Below are 19,874 nucleotides of genomic sequence, written 5' to 3' on the forward strand. Positions count from 1 at the left end.
GGCCAAGAAGCGCGGCCGTGGGGAGCTGTGAGTACGGTCTCATGCCGGGTTCGGTACTGTCGACGACGATGCACAAGACCCTGATCGTGACCAACGACTTCCCGCCCCGCCCCGGCGGCATCCAGGCGTTCCTGCACAACATGGCCCTGCGCCTGGACCCCGACCGCCTGGTCGTCTACGCCTCCACCTGGAAGCGCGGCCGCGAAGGCGCCCGGGCGACGGCCGCGTTCGACGCCGAGCAGCCCTTCACCGTCGTACGGGACCGGACGACGATGCTGCTGCCGACGCCGGGCGTGACCCGGCGGGCCGCGGGACTGCTGCGGGAGCACGGCTGTACGTCGGTGTGGTTCGGGGCGGCGGCACCGCTCGGCCTGATGGCTCCGGCGCTGCGCCGGGCCGGGGCGGAGCGACTGGTGGCCACCACCCACGGCCATGAGGCGGGCTGGGCCCAACTTCCCGCGGCACGCGAGCTGTTGCGCCGGATCGGCGAGTCGACGGACACCCTCACCTATCTCGGCGAGTACACCCGCTCGAGAATCGCCTCCGCGCTGACCCCGCAGGCGGCCGGGCGCATGGTGCAACTGCCCCCGGGGGTCGACGAGAAGACGTTCCACCCGGACTCGGGCGGCGGTGAGGTCCGGGCCCGGCTGGGACTCACGGACCGCCCGGTGGTGGTCTGTGTGTCCCGGCTGGTCCGGCGCAAGGGCCAGGACACGCTGATCCGGGCGATGCCGCTGATCCTGGCCGAGGAGCCGGACGCGGTCCTGCTGATCGTCGGCGGCGGCCCCTACGAGAAGGACCTGCGCAGACTCGCCCACGAGACCGGGGTCGCCGGCGCCGTCCACTTCACGGGCGCCGTTCCGTGGTCCGAGCTGCCCGCCCACTACGGTGCCGGCGACGTCTTCGCGATGCCGTGCCGCACCCGCAGGGGCGGCCTGGACGTCGAGGGCCTCGGCATCGTGTACCTGGAGGCGTCCGCGACAGGTCTCCCGGTGGTCGCCGGCGACTCGGGCGGCGCCCCGGACGCGGTGCTCGACGGCGAGACCGGCTGGGTGGTGCGGGGCGGCTCCCCCGAGGAGGCGGCGGAGCGGATCATCACCCTCCTGGGCGACCCGGAGCTGCGCCGCCGTATGGGGGAGCGGGGCAGGCGGTGGGTCGAGGAGAAGTGGCGCTGGGATCTGCTCGCGGAGAGGCTCAGGGACCTGCTGTAGGGGGCCTTGACGGGGTCGGCGCCCAAAAACGGCGGAGCCACTAGGCGGAAGGCGAAAATCCGCCGATGCTGCGGCCATGACAGAAAAACTGACGCATCGTCAACTGACCAGACGTCATATTCTCGGGATGGTCGCCCTCCAGACAGCGGCGGCCCTGGGGTTCACCCGTATCGGCCTTCAGTCCGCCGAAGCGGCCGAGCCCGACGCGGTCGAGTCCGCGCCCGCGATCGTCGTCGGCTCCGGCTACGGCGGCGCCGTGGCCGCCCTGCGCCTCGGCCAGGCGGGCATCCGCACCCACGTCCTGGAGATGGGCCGCCTGTGGAACACCTCCGGCCCCGACGGCAAGGTGTTCTGCTCCACCAGCGCCCCGGACCAGCGAGCGATGTGGTTCCGCACGCGCACCGAGGCACCGCTCGCCACCTTCCTGTGGCTGGACGTCGTCAACAGGGACATCAGCCGCTATCCCGGAGTCCTCGACCGAGTGCACTTCGACCACATGTCCGTCTACGTGGGCCGGGGCGTCGGCGGCGGCTCCCTGGTCAACGGGGGCATGGCCCCGGCACCCCTGCCGTCCTACTTCAGCGAGCAGTTCCCCACCGTCGACGCCGGCGAGATGTACGCCACGTACTTCCCGCGCGCCCGCTCCATGCTCGGCGTCAACACGGTCGACCCCGCCTGGTTCGAGTCCACGGAGTGGTACCGGTTCGCCCGCACCTCCCGGAAGGCCGCCGCCAACACCGGTCTGAAGACCCCCTTCGTGCCCAACGTCTACGACTTCGACTACATGCGGCGCGAGGCGGCCGGCACGGCGACCAGATCCGCGCTGGCCGGCGAGGTCATCTACGGCAACAACCACGGCAAGCGCAGCCTCGACCAGACCTATCTGGCCGCCGCACTCGGCACCGGCAACGTCACCATCGACACCCTGGAGCGGGTCAGGGAGATCCGCCGGGCCGCCGACGGCACCTATCTGCTGACCGCCGACCGGATCGACCTCACCGGCACGGTCGTCGAGACCAAGCAGTACGGGTGCACCTACCTGTTCCTCGGCGCCGGCAGCCTCGGCACCACCGAACTGCTGCTGCGCGCCCGCGAGACGGGCACCCTGCCCGCGCTCGACGCGAGCGTCGGGGCCGGCTGGGGCACCAACGGCAATGTGATGCTCGGCCGCGCCAACCACCTCTGGGACACGGTGGGCGCCAACGAGTCGACCATCCCCGTCATGGGCATCGACGACTGGGCCAACCGCGACAACCCCGTCTTCGCCGAGATCGCCCCCCTGCCCATGGGGCTGGAGCACTGGGTCAGCCTCTACCTGGCGATCACCAAGAACCCGGAGCGCGCGTCTTTCTCCTACGACGCGGCGACGGACTCGGTGAAGCTCGGCTGGACCGCCGCCCAGAGCGCCGTCTCCGTGGGCATGGCGAAGAGACTGTTCGACCGGATCAACGCCGCCAACGCGACCATCTACCGGTACGACCTCTTCGGCGCGACCGCCAAGGCCTTCGCCGACGACTTCACGTACCACCCGCTCGGCGGCTGCGTCCTCGGCCGGGCGACCGACGACTACGGCCGGGTCAAGGGCTACTCGAAGCTGTACGTCACCGACGGCTCCCTCGTGCCGGGTTCCCTCGGCGTCAACCCGTTCCTCACCATCACCGCACTCGCGGAACGCACCATGACGCGGGTCCTCGCCGAGGACACCGCGTCATGAGCCGGGGTCCGGGCCGCTACTTCCGGTAGATGGCCTCGATCTCCTCCGCGTAGTCCTTCGCCACCACACTGCGCCGGAGCTTCAGGGACGGCGTGAGGTGCCCCGACTCCTCGTCGAACTGGGAGGAGAGAATGCGGAACTTCCGCACCGATTCCGCCTTCGACACCGCGGCGTTGCCGTCGTCGACCGCGTCCTGGATCGCCGCGAGCAGATCCGGGTCGTCGCGGAGCGACGCCGCGGTGGAACCCGCCGGCTTGCCGTGCTCGGACGCCCAGCGCGCCAGGAACTCCTCGTCGAGAGTGATCAGCGCGCCCACGAACGGCCGCCCGTCACCGACCACCATGCACTCCGCGACCAGCGCATGCGCCCGGATACGGTCCTCGATCACGGCCGGGGCGACGTTCTTGCCGCCCGCGGTGACGATGATCTCCTTCTTGCGGCCGGTGATCATCAGATAGCCGTCCTCGTCGAGGGTGCCGATGTCACCGGTGTGGAACCAGCCGTCGGACAGCGCCTCCGCGGTCGCGGCCTCGTTGTTCCAGTACTCCCGGAAGACGTGCTCGCCGTGGATCAGCACCTCGCCGTCGTCCGCGATCCGGACCACGGACCCCGGCAGCGGCTGGCCGACCGTGCCGATCTTCTGCCGGTCCCACGGGTTGAAGGCCGTGGCCGCGGCGGTCTCGGTCAGGCCGTAGCCCTCCAGGACCGTGAAGCCGATGCCGCGGAAGAAGTGTCCGAGGCGCTCGCCGAGCGGGGCGCCGCCGGAGATGGCGTACTCGCCGCGACCGCCCAGCACCCCGCGCAGCTTGCTGTAGACGAGCTTGTCGAACGCCTTGTGCTTGATCCTCAGACCGAGCGACGGGCCGGACGGGGTGTCCAGGGCGCGGCTGTACGCGATCGCCGCGTCCGCCGCCTTGTCGAAGATCTTCCCCTTGCCTTCGGCCCGCGCCTTGGCCCGCGCCGAGTTGTAGACCTTCTCGAAGACGCGCGGCACACCGAGGATCAACGTCGGCCGGAACGCGCCGAGTTCCTCGGTGAGGTTCTTGATGTCCGGGACGCAGCCCAGCTTGATCGGCGCCATCATGGGCGCGATCTGCACCAGACGCCCGAGGACGTGCGCGAGCGGCAGGAAGAGCAGGACGGAGCACTCGCCCGTGCGGAAGAGCGGACGCAGCCGCTCGACGATGTTGCCGCACTCGGCGAAGAAGTTGCGGTGCGTGAGCACACAGCCCTTGGGGCGTCCGGTGGTCCCGCTGGTGTAGACGATCGTCGCCGGGTCGTCGGCCTTGGCGAGCGAGCTGCGCTCCTCGACCGTCGCGTCGCTGACGTCCTTGCCGGCCCGGCCCAGCTCCTCCACGCCTCCGGCCTCGATCTGCCAGACGTGCTTCAGCGCGGGCAGCCGGTCGCGCACCGACTCGACGGCCGCGGCGTGAGCGTCCAGCTCCACGATGCAGGCGGTGGCGCCCGAATCGCCGAGGACCCACTCCACCTGCTCCGGCGAGCTGGTCTCGTACACCGGCACGGTGACCGCCCCGGCGCTCCAGATCGCGAAGTCCAGCAGGGTCCACTCGTAGCGGGTGCGGGACAGGAGACCCACCCGGTCGCCCGGCTGGACACCGGAGGCGATGAGTCCCTTCGCCGCGCTCCGCACCTCGGCGAGGAAGGTGGTGGCGGTGACGTCCTGCCAGGTACCGCCCACCTTGCGGGCGATGACGGCGACATCGGGATGCTGCGCGGCGTTTCTGCGGACGATGTCGGTCAGATTGCCGTCCGCAGGGACCTCGTACAAAGCCGGAAGGCTGAACTCGCGCAAGACTGCTGCTCCTCATAGGGCGCCGACGCCACGACTCTGTGTGCTGCGACGGTGCGGTCCAAGGCTCGGTCAGGTGCGCAGCGTTCCCACCGACAGACGTTGGTTGAAACCCTGAGCACGACTGGACTGCCCGGACGTTACCCGCCGGTATGGCCTCCGGGACAGGGGGTCCCGGCGAGATGTTCCGTGCGTCACACGTCTTGGCGTTCCTTCGCGCACAGTAGTCCACCCCTTTACTGACTGGCCAGTAACCGCAGGTCCGCCCGCCACTGTTCACATATGTCCCACAGCCCTACCCTTGATCGTCATGGCACCCACACCGGCCGGCACTCCGAAGACGCGCGTTCACGTGGTCAGCGACGTGCACGGCAACGCGCGCGACCTGGCCAGAGCAGGGGACGGGGCCGACGCCCTGCTCTGCCTGGGGGATCTGGTCCTCTTCCTCGACTACGCCGACCACTCACGCGGAATCTTCCCGGACCTGTTCGGCAAGGAGAACGCCGACCGGATCGTCGAGCTGCGCACCGCCCGCCGCTTCGAGGAGGCGCGCGCCTTCGGCGCCCGGTTGTGGGCCGGGGTGGGCGATGACCGTGCCGCGGCGATCGAGAAGGCGGTGCGCAAGCAGTACACCGAGCTGTTCGCCGCGTTCCCGACCCCGACCTACGCCACCTACGGCAATGTCGACATGCCGGCCCTGTGGTCCGAGTACGCCGGTGCCGGCACCACCGTGCTCGACGGCGAGCGGGTGGAGATCGGCGGCTGGACCTTCGGCTTCGTCGGCGGGGGCCTGCGCACCCCCATGCGCACCCCGTACGAGATCAGCGACGAGGAGTACGCGGCGAAGATCGAGGCGGTGGGCGAGGTGGACGTACTGTGCACCCACATCCCGCCGGAGGTGCCCGAGCTGGTCTACGACACGGTGGCGCGCCGCTTCGAGCGCGGCAGCCGGGCCCTGCTGGAGGCGATCCGTCGCACGCGTCCGCGCTACTCGCTCTTCGGTCATGTCCACCAGCCGCTGGTGCGCCGGATGCGGATCGGCGCCACGGAGTGCGTGAACGTGGGGCATTTCGCGGGCAGCGGGAGGCCCTGGGCGCTGGAGTGGTGACCCGCGGGGGCCCGGACCGCCCCGCCCGCACGACGGGCCGGTGGCCGAACCGCAGGTGGGGTGGTAGCGGCACGGCGCGTGCGCGGTAGCCTTCACGCTGCACACACGTGCGCACTTGCGCACGGGCGCACCACCCTCCCTCACCGGACCGCATCTGGAGGAGCCACGGCGATGGCGGAACACACCAGCTCGAGCATCACGATCGAGGCGGCTCCGGCCGACGTCATGCGGGTGATCGCCGACTTCGCGCGCTATCCGGACTGGACGGGCGAGGTGAAGGAGGCGGAGGTCCTCGCGGCGGACGCGCAGGGCCGTGCCGAGCAGGTGCGCCTGGTCATGGACGCGGGCGCGATCAAGGACGACCAGACTCTGGCGTACACCTGGACGGGCGACAACGAGGTCTCCTGGACCCTCGTCAAGTCCCAGATGCTCCGCTCCCTGGACGGCTCCTACCTGCTGAAGCCGGCCACTTCCGGCGGCACGGAGGTGACGTACCAGCTGACGGTCGACGTCAAGATCCCGATGCTCGGCATGATCAAGCGCAAGGCGGAGAAGGTCATCATCGACCGGGCCCTGGCCGGGCTGAAGAAGCGGGTGGAGTCGGGCGAGAAGAACGAGAAGTAGGGGACCGGCTCTGCCCGTCCGCCCGAAGCGCGGTCCGGGGCCATGGGCCCCGGACGCCACGGCGACTTCGGGCACGCCGGTGTCCTGCTCAGCCCCGCCGCCGGGCGCGGGTAGCGTTCACGACCATGCGCACCATCCTGATCACCGGCCCCGGCGGTTCCGGCCGCACCACCGTCGCCGCGGCCACCGCGCTGGAAGCGGCCCGGAGGGGCACCCGCACCCTGGTGCTCAGCGCCGACCGCACCGACACCCTCGGTGCCGTACTCGGAGTCCGAACCGGCACCGCCCCCGCCGAGGCCGCGCCCGGGCTCACGGCCTGGCGCCCGGACGCCGACGCCCGCTTCCGGGAGGACCTCGTCGCCTTCCAGGACCGCGCGGCCGGCGCACTCGACCTGCTCGGCGCCGCCCGGCTGGACCCCGAGGAGGTCACCCCGCTGCCCGGCGCCGAGGAACTCGCCCTGTTGCGCGCCCTGCGCGACGCCGCCCTCTCGGACTCGTACGACCTCCTCGTCGTCGACCTGCCCCCCGCCCCCCAGGCGCTCGCCCTGCTCGCCCTGCCCGAGGAACTCCGTCGCTATCTGCGCCGGCTGCTCCCGCCGGAACGGCAGGCCGCGCGCGCCCTGCGCCCCGTGCTCGGCCGCCTCGCGGGCGTGCCGATGCCCGCCGAGTGGCTGTACGAGACCGCCGCCCGCTGGGACGTCGAACTGGCCGCCGTCGAGGCCGTCGTCGCCGACCGGGCCACGAGCGTCCGGCTGGTCGCCGAGCCCGGCCCGGCCGGCGCCGACGCTGTCCGGTCCGCGGCCACCGGCCTCGCCCTGCGCGGCCTGCGCCCCGAGGTCCTGGTCGCGAACCGCGTCCTGCCCGAGGACGTCCCGGACCCCTGGCTCGCCGGGCTCGTCGCCCAGCAGCGCAAGACGGTGGAGGAGTGGCGGGGCGTCCACGGCGTGCACGGTGTCCCCCATCTCGGCCGGGACCCGCGCGGCGCCGACGACCTCGCCGCGCTCGCCGTCCCCGCCGTCGACCGGGCACCCGCCCCGGTCGAGTGGCACGTGAAGGACCGGCTCGCCGACGACGGTGTGCTCGTATGGCACATCCCGCTGCCCGGCGTCATACGCGACGACCTCGACCTCGTGCGGCGCGGCGACGAACTGGTCGTGACCGCGGGACCGTTCCGCCGTGTCGTCCCGCTGCCGTCGGCCCTGCGCCGGTGCACCGTGTCCGGGGCCGCGTTGCGGGAGGGCGAGCTGCGCATCCGGTTCGCGCCGGACCCCGTGCTGTGGCCGCGCCGGGCCTGACCGGGACCGTCTCGGGCGCCCGGAAACGACCCCGTACACGGAGAATCGGGTACCCCCGTTCGGGTAACGTCGGGGGTACGAACCGCAGTCAGGAGTCCGCCATGAGCGAAGAGCGCCCCCCGTACGACGCCGCACAGGGGGAAGGCGCCGATGGTGGGGGTACCCCCTGGACGAACGGGGCCGGGAACATGGGGGAGGCGGCGTCCGACGCCGACGCCTGGGCCAAGGCGTGCGCCGAGGACCTCGCCGCGGAGAAGGCCCGCCGCCGTGCCCGGTACGGTCAGCCGTCCGGCTCGGCCGCCGAGGAGCTGCGCAAGCTCGTCGACGCCGTCGCCGACAAGCTGTCCGAGCTGCCGACGCCCCTGTTCGGTGCCGCCGCCTCGGGAGCGGCCCAGCAGATGGTCCAGCAGGTGGTGCAGCAGGCCAAGGCCGCCGTCGAACCGGTGATAGAGCGCAATCCGCAGGTCTTCGACCATCTCGCCGCGGCCGGTTCCGAGCTCCTGGCGGCCTACCGCTCCGCCGTCGAGGCCCAGGAGAAGCGCTGGACGAGCCGCACCTCCGGGGACGCCGACGCCCGCCGCCGGGGCGGGGAGCAGGGGCCCGGAGAGCACATCGACCTCGACTAGGGCTTGCTTTGGGATCGGCCCGGCGTCGAAAGACAGACCCTGGGCCCGGCCGGAGCGTCCGGCGCTCGGGAGGCCGCAGGGAGCGGCCGACAGCCCTCAGCGCCCTCGGGTACGGTTGGCCGTAGCGGGGCTCGACCGAAACTGAGGGATTCATGGGACTCACCATCGGCGTCGACATCGGCGGCACGAAGATCGCGGCCGGTGTGGTCGACGAGGAAGGCAACATCCTCTCGACCCACAACGTGCCGACTCCGGGCACGCCCGAGGCCATCGTGGACGCCATTGCCGCTGCAGTCGAGGGCGCCCACGCGGGGCACGAGATCGTCGGTGTCGGGATCGGTGCCGCCGGCTACGTCAACCGCCAGCGCTCCACGGTCTACTTCGCGCCGAACATCGACTGGCGCCAGGAGCCGCTGAAGGAGAAGGTCGAGGCCCGCGTGGGTCTCCCGGTGGTCGTCGAGAACGACGCGAACGCCGCCGCGTGGGGCGAGTACAAGTTCGGCGCGGGCAAGGGCCACCGCAACGTCATCTGCATCACGCTCGGCACCGGCCTCGGCGGCGGCATCATCATCGGCAACAAGCTCCGCCGCGGCCACTTCGGTGTGGCCGCCGAGTTCGGCCACATCCGGATGGTCCCGGACGGCCTGCTGTGCGGCTGCGGCTCGCAGGGCTGCTGGGAGCAGTACGCCTCCGGCCGCGCCCTGGTGCGGTACGCCAAGCAGCGCGCCAACGCCACCCCCGAGAACGCCGAGCTGCTGCTCTCGCTCGGCAACGGCACCCCCGGCGGCATCGAGGGCAAGCACATCTCCATGGCCGCCCGCCAGGGCGACCCGGTGGCCGTCGACTCCTACCGCGAGCTGGCCCGCTGGGCCGGTGCCGGCCTCGCCGACCTGGCCTCGCTGTTCGACCCCTCCGCCTTCATCGTGGGCGGCGGCCTCTCGGACGAGGGCGAGCTGGTCCTCGACCCGATCCGCAACTCGTACAAGCGCTGGCTGGTCGGCGGCAACTGGCGCCCGGTCGCCGATGTGATCGCCGCGCAGCTCGGCAACAAGGCGGGCCTGGTCGGCGCCGCGGACCTGGCCCGGGAGCCCGACCCGATCATGTGACGCGAGCAGGGGCGGATGCGCGGACCGCACGCAGGGGGTGTGTCTTCCCGCGGCGGTCACCTCCGCCCCGCACGCCGCGCCCCGGCGTATCTTGATCGGCATGGCGACGACCATTCCGCTGCCCAACTCCCGTACCGAGCCCGACGGTTCGGCCGTCATCCGCGTTCTCAGCTACAACATCCGCTCGATGCGCGACGACACCGACGCGCTCGCCCGAGTGATCAGCGCCTGCGCGCCCGACCTGGTGCTCGTCCAGGAGGCGCCCCGCTTCTTCCGCTGGCGCAAGAAGCTCGCCCGGCTGGCGGCGGCCTCCGGCCTCGTGGTCCTCTCCGGCGGCGCCACCGCCGCCGGACCGGCCCTGCTGTGCTCGCTCCGTGCCACCGTCGAGCGCACCGAGGACGTGCTGCTGCCGCTCACCCCGGGTCTGCACCGGCGGGGCCTCGCGACGGCGGTCGTGCGGTTCGGCGGTGCGCGGCTCGGCGTCATCAGCTGCCATCTGAGCCTGCGGAAGGACGAGCGGTACGCGCAGGGCGGCATGCTGCTCGACCGGCTCGCCGGCCTCGGTACGGCGCATGCGGTCGTCGGCGGCGACCTCAACGAACGGCCGGACGGTCCCACCTTCGCGCGCCTGGCCACCGCACTCCAGGACGGCCGGGCCACCGCTCCCTGGGGCGCCGAGCACACCTGGACGCCGGCCGATCCCTACCAGCGCATCGATGCGATCTTCGCCACGCGGGGCGTCGAGGTCCTCGGCTGCGGCGTCCCGCTCGGGCATCCCGGGGTGACGCAGCGGGACCTGGGGGCGGCCACGGACCACCTTCCGGTCCTGGCCGCCCTCAGAGTCCCCGCGTCCTAGTCACAGGGACCGGTCGCACAAGCTCGCAGGGACCGGCCGGACTCCGCGCAGGGACCGGCCGGACTCCGCGCAGGGACCGGTCTGAGGTCAGACGACCGCGCCCCGGCCCGGATCGCCGTCGTCCTCGTCGTCCGTCTTCATCCGGACCACCAGCGTCGCGCAGCCGCCCAGGAAACCGCCGACGCCGAGCGTGGTGAGCCACCACGTCATGTCCCAGCCGAGCAGCACCGCCAGCAGAAGCAGCACCGGGCCGCCGATCATCCCGAGCCAGGCGAACTTCGCCGTGGTGTCGGCCGTCGGCAGCGGCGGCGGCTCCGGGGGCACGAAATGCCCCTCGTCGTCCTCGTCGAAGTCCTCCTCCGAGGGCTCCGGCGTCGTGTAGTCGCGCGGGCCGACGCCCGGTGCGAAGGAGATCGAGCTGCCCAGCGGCTTGGCCGGCTCGATCTTCGACTCGTCGCCCTTGCCGCCGGCCGGCTCCGGATCGGGCAGTGCCAGGTCCTCGACGGACCGGAGCGGTCTGGCGCCCGACGGGTCCGGCGGTTCCTCGCCGTACCCCGCGACGATCGCCGCCCAGGCGGCCTCCTCGTCGATGGGCACACCCTTCTCTTCCGGCTCGCGGTCCTCGCGGTCGGAGTCGTGCTCAGCCACCTGCGGCCGTCCCTTCCTTGCCGAGACTGGGCGCGAGCCGGCCGATGAACGCGAGGCTCTCCTCGAAGATCCGGTCCGCATCGTGGTCCAACGTCGCCACGTGGTAGCTCTGTTCCAGCAGGATCTCCCGCACGTCCGTGGAGGAGACCCGGCTGAGGATCCGGGCCGAGTCGGCGGGCGGGACCACATGGTCCTGGGGGCTGTGCAGGAGCAGCAGCGGCTGGGTGACCTGCGGCAGCTCGCCGTCGACGACCCGGAAGAAGTTCCGCAGGGAGTGCGCGGCGTGCAGGGGCACCCGGTCGTAGCCCAGCTCGGTGCTCCCCTCCTTGGCGATGTCGCTGGCGATGCCCTTCGTCGTCCGGACGAGGTGACGGGCCACCGGAAGGGCGTACGCGGACAGACCGTGCACCTTGTTCGCCGGGTTGACGACCACGACGCCGCTGACCGCGTCCCCGTGCCGGGCAGCGAGTCGCAGGGCCAGGGCGCCGCCCATGGACAGTCCGGCCACGAACACCTGGGTGCAGCGGTCGCGCAGGGCGCGCAGCGCGCGGTCCACCTCCGCATACCAGTCGTGCCAGCCGGTGAGCTGCATGTCCTCCCAGCGCGTGCCGTGCCCGGGCAGCAGCGGCAGCGAGACGGTGAGGCCACGCTCGGCGAGATACTCCGCCCAGGGGCGCAGCGACTGCGGGGAACCGGTGAAGCCGTGGCAGAGGAGGACGCCGACTTCCCCGCCCTCGTGGCGGTACGGCTCTGCTCCGGGGAGGACCGGCACGTCGGTCTCCTGTTCATGAAAAGGGGCTGGGCACGTCGATTGCAGGTACTTCACCGTACGCGACGGCACTGACACCGACCAGGGCCGTCGGGTTCTTTGGCGGCGGACCGGGTTAAGGTCTGTTCGACAGACACAGGAGGCACTCGGTTGTTTTACGGCGCGATGAAGGTATCCATCGGGGGGCCGCTGAAGCTCGCCTTCAGACCCTGGGTCGAGGGCCTGGAGAACGTCCCCGCCGCGGGCCCCGCCATCCTGGCGAGCAATCATCTGTCCTTCTCGGACTCGTTCTTCCTGCCCGTGGTCCTCGACCGCAAGGTCACGTTCATCGCGAAGGCCGAGTACTTCACCACGCCCGGCGTGAAGGGCCGGCTGACCGCCGCCTTCTTCAAGGGCGTGGGCCAGCTCCCCGTCGACCGCTCCGGAGCACGCGGGGCGGGCGAGGCGGCCATCAAGAGCGGTATCGAGGTGCTGGAGCGCGGCGAGCTGTTCGGCATCTACCCGGAGGGCACCCGATCGCCCGACGGCCGGCTCTACCGTGGCAAGCCCGGGGGCCTGGCCCGCGTTGCGCTCGCCACCGGCGCGCCCGTGATCCCCGTCGCCATGATCGACACCGAGAAGATCCAGCCGCCGGGGAAGATCGTCCCCAAGCTGATGCGCCCGGGCATCCGCATCGGCAGGCCGCTCGACTTCAGGCGCTACCAGGGCATGGAACACGACCGTTTCGTGCTGCGCGCGGTGACCGACGAGGTCATGTACGAGATCATGAAGCTCTCCGGACAGGAGTACGTCGACATGTACGCGACCGCCGCCAAGCGGCAGATCGCGGAGGCGGCGAAGGCGGAGAAGCAGGCCCAGAAGGACGCCGCGAAGGAACACAAGGCCTCCTAGGGCCCGATCGGCTCGGCTCGGCGTACGGCCCGGCGGAGAACTCGACCGGGGAAAAGGGGGAGGGGGACAAGGGGGGCATGGCCAAGCGCGAGCGGGTCGTGAGGATGTCGGTCGAGCAGCCCCTGTGGCGTGCCCTCACGGCGTACCGCGTGCTGACGTTGCTGTATGCGATCGGACTGTTCGCGACGGCCTACGGCAGATTCGCGCGGCCCTGGCTCGCGATCGCCTACTACGCGGTGCTGAGCGTGTGGACGCTGTCCACGCTGCCCAGGGTGGCGAACGCGGCGAGCTGCACCAAGCGTTTCCTGGCCGTCGACCTGGCCATCGCGCTCTCCGGCATCCTTCTGACGCCCCTCGCCGACACCCACGAGCGGGTCCTCGAAGGCGGCCCGACACTGCCGTCGATATGGACCGCCGGATCGGTCCTCGCATACGCCATCAAGGGCGGCTGGCGCTGGGCGGCCCTCGCCTCCACCGCGGTCGCCGTGGCGAATCTGGTCGAACGCGGCGCCCCGGCCCGCGACACCGTCCACAACGTCGTCCTCGTCTGGGTCGCCTCCATCGCGATCGGATATGTCGTCGAGGTCGCCCGTGCCTCCGAACGCACCCTCGCCCGCGCTCTGGAGATCGAGGCGGCGACCCGTGAACGGGAGCGGCTGGCCCGGGACATCCACGACAGCGTGCTCCAGGTGCTGGCCATGGTGCAGCGGCGCGGCACCGCCCTCGGCGGCGAGGCCGCGGAGCTGGGCCGGCTCGCCGGCGAGCAGGAGGTGGCGCTGCGCGCCCTCGTCTCCGGCGGCCTGGTGCCTCTCTCACGGGTGTCGGAGGACGCGGCGCTCGGCGCGGTCGTCCGCCTGGTCGACGAGCCGGACGCCGAGGAGGGCCCGGTGGATCTGCGCCTGCTGCTCGCCCCGTACGCCGGTGCCCGGGTGACGCTCTCCGAGCCCGGCTCCCCGGTGCCGCTCGCCCCGGCCGTCGCGGGTGAACTGGCCGCCGCCGTCGGTGCGGCGCTGGACAATGTCCGCAGACACGCGGGGCAGGGGGCGCGCGCCTGGATCCTGGTCGAGGACGAGCCGGACGGCATCGTCGTGACCGTACGCGACGACGGGCCCGGCATCCCGGAGGGGCGGCTCGCCCAGGCCGAGGGCGAGGGACGGCTCGGGGTGGCCCAGTCGATCCGCGGCCGGCTGCGCGACATCGGCGGTACCGCCGAGCTGATCTCGGTCCCCGGCCAGGGCACGGAAGTGGAACTGAAGATACCGAAGGACGCCGGGGGCCTGGAGGCCTCACAGGGGAGGGCTGATACGCGATGACCGCGGACACCACGGACGCGCGGCGTGAACCGATCAAGGTCATGGTGGTCGACGACCACCCCATGTGGCGCGACGCCGTCGCCCGCGACCTGGCCGAGTCCGGCTTCCATGTGGTCGCCACCGCGGGCGATGGCGAGCAGGCCGTGCGCCGGGCCCTGGCCGCGGCGCCCGACGTCCTCGTCCTCGACCTCAATCTGCCCGCGAGGCCCGGCGTCCAGGTGTGCAAGGAACTCGTGGGCGCCAACCCGGCGTTGCGGGTCCTGGTGCTGTCGGCGAGCGGTGAGCACGCGGATGTGCTGGAGGCGGTGAAGTCGGGCGCGACGGGCTATCTGCTGAAGTCCGCGTCCACGGCCGACCTGATCGACGCGGTGCGCCGTACGGCGGTCGGCGACCCGGTGTTCACGCCCGGCCTCGCGGGCCTGGTTCTCGGCGAGTACCGCCGTCTCGCCGCCGAACCGGTCCTGGCCGCGTACGCCGACGAGCCGGAGGCGCCGCGGCTGACCGACCGCGAGAGAGAGGTGCTGCGGCTGGTCGCCAAGGGCCTGAGCTACAAGCAGATCGCCGAGCGTCTGGTCATCTCGCACCGCACCGTGCAGAACCACGTGCAGAACACCCTCGGCAAGCTCCAGCTGCACAACCGGGTCGAGCTGGTGCGGTACGCGATCGAGCGAGGGCTGGACGAGGGCTGACACGCGCCCGGGTGCACGACGGGTGTGAACCGCCCACGCGTGCATCCGCTACCCACCTTCGGGTGAAGCCGGATTCGACCCTGGTGATCAACTGGCCGAGTCATCACCGGAATTGACCTTTCGAGGCATGCCGGAGTGACGTGGGTCACCATTAGCGTGACCCGCATCAGGCAACCGCGGCGAAAGGACATTTCCATGCGGGTCGGAGTACTGACCGGAGGCGGCGACTGCCCCGGGCTCAACGCCGTCATCCGGGGCATCGTGCGCAAGGGCGTGCAGGAGTACGGCTACGACTTCGTCGGCTTCCGGGACGGCTGGCGGGGTCCCCTCGAAGGCGACACCGTGCGGCTGGACATCTCCGCCGTGCGCGGCATCCTGCCCCGCGGCGGCACGATCCTCGGCTCCTCGCGCACCAATCCGCTCAAGCAGGACAACGGCATCCGCCGCATCAAGGACAACCTCGCCAAGGAGGAGGTCGACGCGCTCGTCGCGATCGGCGGCGAGGACACCCTGGGGGTCGCGGCGCGGCTGGCCGACGAGTACGGCGTCCGGGTCGTCGGCGTCCCGAAGACCATCGACAACGACCTGTCCGCCACGGACTACACCTTCGGCTTCGACACCGCCGTCAACATCGCGACCGAGGCGATCGACCGCCTGCACACGACGGCGGAGTCGCATATGCGGGTCCTGGTGGTGGAGGTGATGGGCCGGCACGCGGGCTGGATCGCGATCCACTCGGGGCTGGCCGGCGGCGCGAACGTCATCCTCATCCCCGAGCAGCGCTTCGACGTCGACCAGGTGTGCGCCTGGGTGACGTCGCGGTTCAAGGCGTCGTACGCCCCGATCGTGGTGGTGGCCGAGGGCGCGATGCCCAAGGACGGCGACATGGTGCTCAAGGACCAGTCGCTGGACTCGTTCGGGCATGTGCGCCTCTCGGGCGTCGGCGAGTGGCTCGCCAAGGAGATCGAGAGGCGCACGGGCAAGGAGGCCCGTACGACCGTCCTCGGCCATGTCCAGCGCGGTGGCACCCCCAGCGCCTTCGACCGCTGGCTCGCCACCCGCTTCGGCCTCCACGCCATCGAGGCCGTCCGCGAGGGCGACTTCGGAAAGATGGTCGCCCTGCGCGGCACCGACATCGTCCGCGTCCCGCTCTCGGAGGCCACGGCCAAGCTGAAGACCGTCGACCCGAAGCTGTACGAAGAGGTCGGTGTCTTCTTCGGCTGACGGGCCCGCACGCTCACCTCACGGGGGTGCCGTTCCGTACGGGCACCCCCACGCCCACGCGCCGCTTCCGGCCCACGGCTACCGGGCCGGCCGCCGCTCCGAGAGCGCGTCGGCGCCGCACAGCCGCCCGGCCAGCTCCCGGACGATGCCGGCGCCGTTCAGCGTCAGCACCGACTCCGGGTGGAACTGCACCCCGGCGAAACCGGGTCCGCGCAGGGCGTGCACCTCGTCGCCCTCCCCGCGGCTGACCTCGACGCCGTGCGCGGCCAGCCCCGCCGCCGCCTCGTCGTCGCAGCGGGCCACGAAGCTGTTGTAGAAGCCGACGGTCTCCCGCCGCCCGAACAGGTCGATCTCCGTCTGCGCGCCCTGGTGCGGCACCGCCTTGCGGACGATCTCCAGTCCCAGTTCGGCCGCGAGCAGCTCGTGCCCCAGGCAGACACCCAGCACTCGGTGCCCGTGCCCCCGGACGACCTCCGCCGTCAGCTCCCGCAGGAACCGCATCTTGGGGTCGGCCGTGTCCGACGGGTCGCCCGGGCCCGGCCCGAGCACCACCGGACCTTCGTGCGCGAGCACCACCTCCCGCAGCCCGGGCTCGTCGTAGCGCCGAACGGTCACCTCCAGGCCCGACGACCGCAAAAGGTGCGCGAGCATCGCGGTGAAGGTGTCCTCGCCGTCGACGACCAGGGCGTGCCCGGTCAGCTCCCCGGTCGGCGTCTGCATCCGCAGCCAGAACGGCGAGAGGGAGGCCCGCCGTCCGTCCAGCGCCGCCCGCACCCGGGGGTCGTCGGCCAGCCGGGGCCGCGACCGCTCCTCGGCCGGCCGGGACGGCCGCACCCCCAGCGCGGCCAGCACCCCCGCAGCCTTGGCGTGTGTCTCCTTGACCTCGCCCGCCGGGTCCGAGCCGCGCACGAGGGTGGCGCCTACCGGCACCCGCAGCCGTCCGTCCGCGTCGATGTCGGCGGTACGGATGAGGATGGGGGAGTCCAGGGTCTGGGCGCCGCCCGAGTCCCGGCCGATGAGAGCCAGCGCCCCCGCGTAGTAGCCGCGCCCCCCGGTCTCGTGCCGCTCGATGACCCGGCAGGCGTTCTGCACGGGAGAGCCGGTGACGGTGGCCGCGAACATGGTCTCGCGCAGCACCTCCCGCACGTCCAGGGACGACCGCCCGCGCAGTTCGTACTCGGTGTGCGCGAGGTGCGCCATCTCCTTGAGCCGCGGCCCGACCACCACCCCGCCCCGGTCGCCGACCGTGCACATCATCTTGAGCTCCTCGTCGACCACCATCGACAGCTCCTCGGTCTCCTTGCCGTCGGCGAGGAAGGCCAGCAGGTCCTCGGGCGTCGGGCCGCCGGCCGGATAGCGGTAGGTGCCGCTGATCGGATTCATCACGACGGTTCCGCCCGACATCCGCACATGCACCTCCGGACTGGCCCCGACCAGGGTGCGGTCCCCGGTGTGCACCACGAAGGTCCAGTAGGCCCCGCGCTCGCCGACCAGCAGGCGCCGGAACAGGGCGAGCGCGTCGGCCCGGCCGAACCCCGGGATCCGGCCCTCGTACGTCCGGCGGATCACGAAGTTCGCGCCCTCGCCCCGCCCGATCTCCTCGTGCAGCACCCGCCCGACGATCCCGGCGTACTCCTCGTCGGACACGTCGAAGCCACCGTCCTGCACGCGGACGTCGTGCCGCGGCAGCTGCGCGAGAGCCCGCTCCAGCGGGAGCTCCGAGGACTCCTCCGGTGTCAGGGCCAGCAGCGGGGTGCCGTCGTCGCGGACGTCGAAGCCGCGCTCGCGGATCTGGCGGTAGGGGACCAGGGCCAGTGCCTCGCCGGGGAGGTCGGCGAGGCGCGCGTACTCCCGGACCGGGCCGGCCAGCACCTCCACGGTGTCGTGATCGCGCCCGGGCGTGCGGCGGCGGAGCAGGGCGAAGGGGCGGGGATCGGTCAGCAGATCGGTCAGGTGCATGGTCCGTGTCCTTCTCGGTGAGGTGAGAGGGAACGGCCCGGTGCCGGAAACACGGAAGGCCGCCCCTCGGGCGGCCTTCGCGAAGTCGTGGGTACGCGCGTCAGTGGGCCGCCGGAGAAGCGGTCCACCACCAGTTCTGGGTCGTGTGCGCGAACATGCGACGCACTGTACCCCATGTCCACAAGGTGTAGCGGCTGTCTCATTTGCTGGGCGTGCGGAGGGAGGCTCCATCCGAAGCCGTAGTGTTGAGGGCGTGACCGTGAACGCTAAGACCAGCGCCGGCGCTGGCAACACCTGGCGAGACCTGCCCGCGGCGCAGCAGCCCGAGTACCCCGACCCCGAGGCTCTGCGCAAGGTGATCGCGGACCTCGAGTCGTATCCGCCACTCGTCTTCGCGGGCGAGTGCGACCAGCTGCGCGCCCGGATGGGAGCCGTCGCCAGGGGCGAGGCGTTCCTGTTGCAGGGCGGAGACTGTGCGGAGGCCTTCGACGCGGTGTCCGCCGATCACATCCGCAACAAGCTCAAGACCCTGCTCCAGATGGGCGCCGTGCTCACGTACGCCGCCTCGGTGCCCGTCGTGAAGGTCGGCCGGATCGCCGGCCAGTACTCCAAGCCGCGCTCCAAGCCGACCGAGACCCGCGACGGGGTGACCCTGCCCGTCTACCGCGGCGACTCCGTCAACGGCTTCGAGTTCACCGAGGACTCCCGGATCCCCGACCCGGAGCGCCTGAAGCGGATGTACCACGCGTCCGCCTCGACGCTGAACCTCGTGCGCGCCTTCACCACCGGGGGCTACGCCGACCTGCGCCAGGTGCACGCCTGGAACCAGGACTTCGTGAGGTCGTCGCCGTCCGGGCAGCGCTACGAGCAGCTCGCGCGTGAGATCGACAGCGCGCTGAACTTCATGCACGCCTGCGGGACCGACCCGGAGGAGTTCAAGACCGTCGAGTTCTTCTCCTCGCACGAGGCGCTGCTGCTCGACTACGAGTCGGCGCTGACCCGGACCGACTCGCGCACCGGGCAGCTGTACGACGTGTCGGGGCACATGGTGTGGATCGGTGAGCGCACCCGTCAGCTGGACGGCGCGCACATCGAGTTCGCCTCGCGGATCCGCAACCCGATCGGCATCAAGCTCGGTCCGACGACCACGGCCGAGGAGGCGCTGCACTACATCGAGCGCCTCGACCCGGAGCGGGAGCCCGGCCGGCTGACCTTCATCGTGCGCATGGGCGCGGACAAGATCCGCGACAAGCTGCCCGAGCTGGTGGAGAAGGTCACGGCCTCGGGCGCGGTGGTGGCCTGGGTGACCGACCCGATGCACGGCAACACCTTCGAGGCGGCCTCCGGCCACAAGACCCGCCGCTTCGACGACGTGCTGGACGAGGTCAAGGGCTTCTTCGAGGTCCACAAGGAGCTCGGCACCCACCCGGGCGGTATCCATGTCGAGCTGACCGGCGACGACGTCACCGAGTGCGTGGGCGGCGGCGACGAGATCTTCGTAGACGATCTGCACCAGCGCTACGAGACCGCGTGCGACCCGCGGCTGAACCGCAGCCAGTCCCTCGACCTGGCCTTCCTCGTCGCGGAGATGTACCGGGACCAGTAGGCCGCGGCCTCGGTGCCGGCGCGGTGAGTGGGGCGCGGATCACATGGGATCCGCGCCCCGACCCGTTTCCACGGGTCCGGAGCGACGGGTAAGGTTAGGTTTGCCTCACCGAACAATCGGGATGGCGCGACCCCAGCGATCCCCGTCGGGAGGTGAACCGCGTGTACGTCTGCAGCTGCTTCGGAGTCACCGAGCAGCAGGTCAAGGATCACGCGGCGAACGGTGCCCGCACCCCCCGGCAGATAGCGTCCGCCTGCAAGGCGGGCACGGACTGCGGCTCGTGCGTACGACGGATCCAGGCGCTGCTGGGCAGGGGCGCGTGCCCGCGCCGGGAGCTCGTCGACCGGGGCGAGCCGGTCCTTTCCGCTCTGGACGGCCCGGGTCCGGACGGCCCGAGGAGTCTGCGGGACGCCGCCTAGCGGTCC

19 protein-coding genes are annotated in these 19,874 nt (G+C 71.7%); 14 read left to right on the plus strand and 5 right to left on the minus strand.

Annotation, left to right across the window (positions count from 1 at the left end):
* Nucleotides 1-68 precede the first annotated feature (68 nt).
* Both ABZ876_RS07410 and ABZ876_RS07415 read left to right on the plus strand, forming a co-directional pair.
* Nucleotides 69-1,211 carry a glycosyltransferase family 4 protein gene (locus ABZ876_RS07410; protein WP_361775743.1) on the plus strand — a complete coding sequence of 381 codons (1,143 nt, stop codon included), beginning with the start codon at nucleotides 69-71 and terminating at the stop codon, nucleotides 1,209-1,211.
* 127 nt (nucleotides 1,212-1,338) lie between these two features.
* On the plus strand, nucleotides 1,339-2,925 hold the full coding sequence (locus ABZ876_RS07415; protein ID WP_361775746.1) for a GMC oxidoreductase: 1,587 nt from the start codon (nucleotides 1,339-1,341) through the stop codon (nucleotides 2,923-2,925).
* Nucleotides 2,926-2,941: 16 nt separating this feature from the next.
* Here ABZ876_RS07415 and ABZ876_RS07420 read toward each other — a convergent pair whose 3' ends face one another.
* The gene (locus ABZ876_RS07420) at nucleotides 2,942-4,738 is read right to left on the minus strand and encodes an AMP-binding protein (RefSeq protein ID WP_361775749.1); all 1,797 of its coding nucleotides are present in this window, start codon (nucleotides 4,736-4,738) and stop codon (nucleotides 2,942-2,944) included.
* Between the two features lie 307 nt (nucleotides 4,739-5,045).
* Here ABZ876_RS07420 and ABZ876_RS07425 point away from each other — a divergent pair, with 307 nt between their 5' ends.
* From ABZ876_RS07425 to ABZ876_RS07450, 6 genes are all read left to right on the plus strand, one after another.
* Nucleotides 5,046-5,843 carry a metallophosphoesterase gene (locus tag ABZ876_RS07425; protein ID WP_361775752.1) on the plus strand — a complete coding sequence of 266 codons (798 nt, stop codon included), beginning with the start codon at nucleotides 5,046-5,048 and terminating at the stop codon, nucleotides 5,841-5,843.
* A gap of 171 nt (nucleotides 5,844-6,014) precedes the next feature.
* On the plus strand, nucleotides 6,015-6,467 hold the full coding sequence (locus tag ABZ876_RS07430; protein ID WP_361775755.1) for an SRPBCC family protein: 453 nt from the start codon (nucleotides 6,015-6,017) through the stop codon (nucleotides 6,465-6,467).
* A gap of 125 nt (nucleotides 6,468-6,592) precedes the next feature.
* Nucleotides 6,593-7,762: an ArsA-related P-loop ATPase gene (locus ABZ876_RS07435; RefSeq protein ID WP_361775757.1), complete on the plus strand. Its 1,170-nt coding sequence runs from the start codon at nucleotides 6,593-6,595 to the stop codon at nucleotides 7,760-7,762.
* 101 nt (nucleotides 7,763-7,863) lie between these two features.
* Nucleotides 7,864-8,388 (plus strand): DUF5304 domain-containing protein, encoded by a 525-nt coding sequence (locus ABZ876_RS07440; protein WP_361775760.1) that lies wholly within the window; start codon nucleotides 7,864-7,866, stop codon nucleotides 8,386-8,388.
* 152 nt (nucleotides 8,389-8,540) lie between these two features.
* A complete protein-coding gene (locus tag ABZ876_RS07445; RefSeq protein WP_361775763.1) occupies nucleotides 8,541-9,494 on the plus strand; it encodes an ROK family glucokinase in 954 nt (317 codons plus the stop codon).
* Between the two features lie 100 nt (nucleotides 9,495-9,594).
* Complete coding sequence (locus ABZ876_RS07450) at nucleotides 9,595-10,350, plus strand: endonuclease/exonuclease/phosphatase family protein (protein WP_361775766.1); 756 nt, start codon at nucleotides 9,595-9,597, stop codon at nucleotides 10,348-10,350.
* 87 nt (nucleotides 10,351-10,437) lie between these two features.
* On the opposite strand, the gene ABZ876_RS07455 is transcribed toward ABZ876_RS07450, so the two are convergent.
* A complete protein-coding gene (locus ABZ876_RS07455) occupies nucleotides 10,438-10,998 on the minus strand; it encodes a hypothetical protein (protein ID WP_361775768.1) in 561 nt (186 codons plus the stop codon).
* Nucleotides 10,991-11,770, minus strand: a complete 780-nt coding sequence (locus ABZ876_RS07460; protein ID WP_361775771.1) for an alpha/beta fold hydrolase — start codon at nucleotides 11,768-11,770, stop codon at nucleotides 10,991-10,993. Before ABZ876_RS07460 ends, ABZ876_RS07455 begins: the two co-directional genes overlap by 8 nt.
* Before the next feature lie 162 nt (nucleotides 11,771-11,932).
* Between ABZ876_RS07460 and ABZ876_RS07465 the strand changes: the two genes are divergently transcribed.
* The 4 genes from ABZ876_RS07465 to ABZ876_RS07480 all read left to right on the plus strand — a co-directional run bounded on the left by ABZ876_RS07465 (nucleotide 11,933) and on the right by ABZ876_RS07480 (nucleotide 15,884).
* Nucleotides 11,933-12,658 (plus strand): lysophospholipid acyltransferase family protein, encoded by a 726-nt coding sequence (locus tag ABZ876_RS07465; protein ID WP_361775774.1) that lies wholly within the window; start codon nucleotides 11,933-11,935, stop codon nucleotides 12,656-12,658.
* Nucleotides 12,659-12,735: 77 nt separating this feature from the next.
* A complete protein-coding gene (locus ABZ876_RS07470) occupies nucleotides 12,736-13,971 on the plus strand; it encodes a DUF5931 domain-containing protein (protein ID WP_361775777.1) in 1,236 nt (411 codons plus the stop codon).
* Entirely contained in the window at nucleotides 13,968-14,660 is a 693-nt protein-coding gene (locus ABZ876_RS07475; RefSeq protein WP_361775780.1) for a response regulator transcription factor, read from the plus strand. Before ABZ876_RS07470 ends, ABZ876_RS07475 begins: the two co-directional genes overlap by 4 nt.
* A gap of 195 nt (nucleotides 14,661-14,855) precedes the next feature.
* Nucleotides 14,856-15,884 (plus strand): 6-phosphofructokinase, encoded by a 1,029-nt coding sequence (locus ABZ876_RS07480; protein WP_361775783.1) that lies wholly within the window; start codon nucleotides 14,856-14,858, stop codon nucleotides 15,882-15,884.
* A 78-nt stretch (nucleotides 15,885-15,962) separates the two neighbouring features.
* Here ABZ876_RS07480 and ABZ876_RS07485 read toward each other — a convergent pair whose 3' ends face one another.
* Both ABZ876_RS07485 and ABZ876_RS07490 read right to left on the minus strand, forming a co-directional pair.
* Entirely contained in the window at nucleotides 15,963-17,843 is a 1,881-nt protein-coding gene (locus tag ABZ876_RS07485) for an anthranilate synthase family protein (RefSeq protein ID WP_361775786.1), read from the minus strand.
* A gap of 100 nt (nucleotides 17,844-17,943) precedes the next feature.
* Nucleotides 17,944-18,000, minus strand: coding sequence for a trp operon leader peptide (locus ABZ876_RS07490; protein WP_359389524.1), 57 nt, complete (start codon nucleotides 17,998-18,000; stop codon nucleotides 17,944-17,946).
* 96 nt (nucleotides 18,001-18,096) lie between these two features.
* Between ABZ876_RS07490 and ABZ876_RS07495 the strand changes: the two genes are divergently transcribed.
* Together ABZ876_RS07495 and ABZ876_RS07500 are read left to right on the plus strand one after the other, a co-directional pair.
* Complete coding sequence (locus ABZ876_RS07495; RefSeq protein WP_361775789.1) at nucleotides 18,097-19,449, plus strand: class II 3-deoxy-7-phosphoheptulonate synthase; 1,353 nt, start codon at nucleotides 18,097-18,099, stop codon at nucleotides 19,447-19,449.
* Nucleotides 19,450-19,601: 152 nt separating this feature from the next.
* Nucleotides 19,602-19,868, plus strand: coding sequence for a (2Fe-2S)-binding protein (locus ABZ876_RS07500; RefSeq protein WP_361775792.1), 267 nt, complete (start codon nucleotides 19,602-19,604; stop codon nucleotides 19,866-19,868).
* Nucleotides 19,869-19,874 lie beyond the last annotated feature (6 nt).

Origin of the sequence: Streptomyces sp. NPDC046931 (assembly GCF_040644655.1) — a bacterium.
GTDB lineage: Bacteria > Actinomycetota > Actinomycetes > Streptomycetales > Streptomycetaceae > Streptomyces.